This is a genomic window from Mesorhizobium australafricanum, from assembly GCF_033977265.1.
Classification (GTDB): Bacteria; Pseudomonadota; Alphaproteobacteria; order Rhizobiales; family Rhizobiaceae; genus Mesorhizobium; species Mesorhizobium australafricanum.
Window position 1 is genome coordinate 1 of the sequence record NZ_JAVIIT010000054.1, and the last position, 1,580, is coordinate 1,580.

At 61.2% G+C, this 1,580-nt stretch carries 1 pseudogene; it reads left to right on the forward strand.

Going from position 1 to position 1,580, the window contains the following annotated elements:
- Positions 1-1,580, forward strand: a pseudogene (locus tag RFM98_RS31120) (hypothetical protein); the annotation flags it as partial.

Genomic DNA, 1,580 nt, shown 5'->3' on the forward strand with positions numbered 1-1,580 from the left:
TCGCTGCTGGTGAACGGCTTCAGCAAGTGGCCTGACCAGCCAGGGTGTGGCGACGGCACTTTCGCAGTTGCTGGTGAGGTTCTTCGCCGCGCTGAGACGGAGGGATTTTCCAAATTCAATCCGCAGAGCTTGACCAACCTGGTCAATGGTTTCAGCAAATGGCCGAAACAAGCGGAGTGTCGGGACGCCACCAGCGCTATCGGCACCGAGGTGACGTACCTCGCAGGCCGAGCCAATCGGCTTTCCGATTTTGTACCGCAGGACCTGGCGAACCTGGTGAACGGTTTCAGCAAGTGGCCGGAACAGGAAAGCACGCGCGAAGCAACGATCGCCATCGGCTCTGAGATCAGTCGCGAGGCCAACCGACTCGGTCGCTTTCCTGAGCAGGAGCTGGCCACTTTGGTGAACGGTTTCAGCAAGTGGCCGCAAGAGCCAGGCATACGTCAGGCTGCGGTCGCCATCGCAGGGGACATTGCGTCCGGCGTCGGCAAGCCCGGCGGATTTACTCATCAGCACCTGGCGATACTGGTGAATGGTTTCAGCAAGTGGCCCGAAGAACTCAATATGCGCCAGGCAGCAGTCACCGTCGGTGGGGAGGTCGTTGCGCGCGCCAGGGAGCTGGGTGGGTTCACGGATCAACACCTGGCCAATCTGGTGAATGGTTTCAGCAAGTGGCCGGAACAGGAGAAGACGCGCGAAGCGGCCGTCGCCATCGCCTCTGAGGTCAGCTGCGACGCCAACCGATTGCGCGGTTTTCCTGGTCAGGAGCTGGCCTATCTGATCAATGGCTTCAGCAAGTGGCCGCAAGAGCCAGGCATGCGCCAAGCTGCGGTCGCCATCGCCGGGGAGATCGCCTCCCGCGCCGACAAAATCAAGGGGTTTACCCATCAGCAGCTGGCCATACTGGTGAACGGTTTCAGCAAATGGCCCGAACAGGAGAAGACGCGCGAAGCCACAGCCGCAGTTGCCCGCGAGATTCTCCGCCGCACCAGTCACCTCCGTGGATTTACTGACCAACATGTGGCGAACCTGGTGAACGGATTCAGCAAGTGGCCCGAGGAGCCTGAAGTGCGCCAAGCTGCAGTGGGCCTCGCCGAGGAGATCGTGTCCCGCGCCGGCCAACTCGCCGGATTCGCCGATCAACACCTGGCGAATTTGGTGAACGGTTTCAGCAAATGGCCCGAACAGGAGAAGACGCGCGAAGCCACGGCCGCAGTTGCCTGCGAGATTCTCCGCCGCACCAGTCACCTCCGTGGATTTACTGACCAACATGTGGCGAACCTGGTGAACGGATTCAGCAAGTGGCCCCAGGAGCCTGAAGTGCGCCAAGCTGCAGTGGGCCTCGCCGAGGAGATCGTGTCCCGCGCCGGCCAACTCGCCGGATTTGCCGATCAACACCTGGTGACCTTGGTGAATGGTTTCAGCAAATGGCCGAATCAGCAGAAGATGCGCGAGGCCACGGTCGCCATTGGCGAGGAGGTCCTTCGCCGCGCCGATCGCCAGGATGTCGGGCTCTCCGATTTTACTGCTCAAGGCTTGGCGATCCTGGTGAACGGCTTCGGCAAGTGGACGCAAGAGCC